Here is a 2713-nt window from a genome sequence, read left to right on the forward strand (position 1 = left end):
CACCAATGCGAAACGGAAGTTCTCTGGAACGTTGCACCACAGAGGGTGATAGTCCCGTACGTGTATGCGGCGGTGTTCTGGCAGTGTCTTGAGTACCGTGGGTTGGTATTCTCGCGGGAATCTAGGGGTCATCAACCTCTAAAACTAAATACACCTCGAAACCGATAGCGTAGTAGTAGCGTGAGCGAAGGCTGAAAAGTAACCCTGGAAAGGTGGTTAAAAGTGCCTGAAATTGACCGGTGATAGTGGGTTATGGCGTGCAAGGATCTTCTTCGTGAAGGAACCCGTCGCGAGGCGGTAGTACGGGCGAAGTTGCCAGCGTCATAACGTACGTTTTGAAGAACGGGCCAGAGAGTTTATTCTATAGGCGAAGGTTAACTCAAAAAGGGAGCCGAAGGGAAACCAACAAGTCCGTAGCCTCCGGGCGTGGGACGACGTATTAAAAGTGCGTGGAGTCTGTAGGATAAGACCCGAAGCCTAGCGATCTATGCGTGGGCAGGTTGAAGCGTGGCGAAAGCTGCGTGGAGGACCGCAAGCGGTTTTGATATGCAAATCATTCGCGTGACCTGCGTATAGGAGTGAAAGATTAATCGAGCTGGGCATCAGCTGGTTCCTCTCGAAACATGCCGCAGCATGACCTGGCCGGAGATAGTCGGTGAGGTAGAGCACTGATTGGGGGAGTTGGGGGAGAAATCCCTCACCCTCCTGTCAAACTCCAAATTCCCCGACGTCGTAGATGGCTGGTAGTCCGGGCTACGGGGTAAGCTTGTAGTCCGTAAGGGAGACAACCCAGACCGTGGTTAATGTCCCTCAATGTAGGCTAAGTGTCAACACTGAAAGGCGTCCCAGGCCAAAGACAACTGGAAGGTGAGCTTAGAAGCAGCTATCCTTTAAAAAGTGCGTAACAGCTTACCAGTCGAGGTTTGGGGCACTGAAAATGGACGGGGCTAAAGCCTACTACAGAGACCACGGCCCACCGCAAGGTGATGGCGTAGAGAGGCGTTCTGCTTGGGTAGAAGCTGGGGCGTAAGTTCCAGTGGACCGGGTAGAATTGAGAATTCTGGCATCAGTAGAAGCATAGTTGGGTGAGAATCCCAACCGCCGCAGGGGCTAGGTTTCCTCGGCAATGTTCGTCAGCCGAGGGTTAGTCGGTCCTAAGGTGCACCGTAACTCGAGTGCATCAACAGGGAAACAGGTTAATATTCCTGTACCATTCGTCTGTAGTTCTTCGGAACCCTGACACTTCGGGATATGCTGAGCGGGGTCGTCGCCCCGTCTAAGCGTCCAAGCCCGTGGAGTACCGCAATGGTGAGAAGCGGGTGAAAGCGTGATGGAGCAATTCAGTAAATTCCTGGAGTCCGTGAAAAGGGAGATGAATGTCCGTACCAAGATCTGACACAGGTGCCCCTAGCTGAAGAGGCTAAGGCGTGTCGGTTTAATCGTGTTAAGGGAACTCGGCAAAATGGCCCCGTAACTTTGGGAGAAGGGGTGCCTGCCTGGAGATCAGGCAGGTCGCAGTGACCAGGGGACTCTGACTGTCTAATAACAACATAGGTGACTGCAACTCGGAAACGACTAGTATAGTCACTGATTCCTGCCCAGTGCGAGTATCTGAACACCGGGTTCAACCGGACGAAGGACTCGTAAACGGCGGGGGTAACTATGACCCTCTTAAGGTAGCGTAGTACCTTGTCGCTTAATTGGCGACTTGCATGAATGGATTAACGAGAGTCCTACTGTCCCTAACACGAGACCGTTGAACATTTTATACTAGTGCAGAGACTAGTGACCCCAAATGGGAAGTGAAGACCCCGTGGAGCTTTACTGCAGCCTGTTGCTGTGTTACGGTATTCCTTGCGCAGAGTAGATGGGAGACGTCGATCCGTCCCTCCTGGGGGGCGGGGAGTCATCGTTGAGACACCATCCTAGGTTTACTGTAACACTCACTCTTACGAGGACAACGATAGGTAGGCAGTTTGGGTGGGGCGCCACACCCTCGAAAAAATATCAAGGGTGCCCTAAGGTCAACTCATGTGAGTCAGAAACTCACAGAAGAGTGTCAAGAGCAAAAGTTGGCTTGACGCGATCACGCACAGCAAGTGATCGCGAGAGGAAACTCGGGTCTAACGAACCAATATGCCTTTTTGGTGAGGGCTATTGACGACAGAAAAGCTACCCCGGGGATAACAGAGTCGTCGCCGGCAAGAGCACATATCGACCCGGCGGCTTGCTACCTCGATGTCGGTTCTTTCCATCCTGGCCGTGCAGCAGCGGCCAAGGGTGAGGTTGTTCGCCTATTAAAGGGGATCGTGAGCTGGGTTTAGACCGTCGTGAGACAGGTCGGTTACTATCTATTTGGGGTGTCGGGAGTCTGAGGGTAAGATGGAAATAGTACGAGAGGAACTTTCCGTCGTCGCCTCTGGTCGATCGGTTGTCCGACAGGGCAATGCCGAGCAGCTACGCGATAAGGGGTAAAAGCTGAAAGCATCTAAGCTTGAAACCTGACCTGAAAAGAGACTCCGTTGAGGACATGGATAAAAGATCCGCTTGATAGGCCTGGGATGTACGCACGAAGGTAACGACGTGTTCAGTCCGCAGGTACTAACGTCCAATGCCGTCCGCCGAACTCAGACGAAATCTAGAGTGCACACCAAACGGTTCAGCAAACATAGGGTTTATACCCGATGAACGCACTAACCTATACACACGGCTT

1 rRNA gene is annotated in these 2713 nt (G+C 52.5%); it reads left to right on the forward strand.

The window, feature by feature from the left end:
• Positions 1-2624: ribosomal RNA gene (locus tag ABH15_RS13505) — 23S ribosomal RNA — on the forward strand; the annotation flags it as partial.
• Positions 2625-2713: the final 89 nt, after the last annotated feature.

It is taken from the genome of Methanoculleus taiwanensis, assembly GCF_004102725.1.
Classification (GTDB): Archaea; Halobacteriota; Methanomicrobia; order Methanomicrobiales; family Methanoculleaceae; genus Methanoculleus_A; species Methanoculleus_A taiwanensis.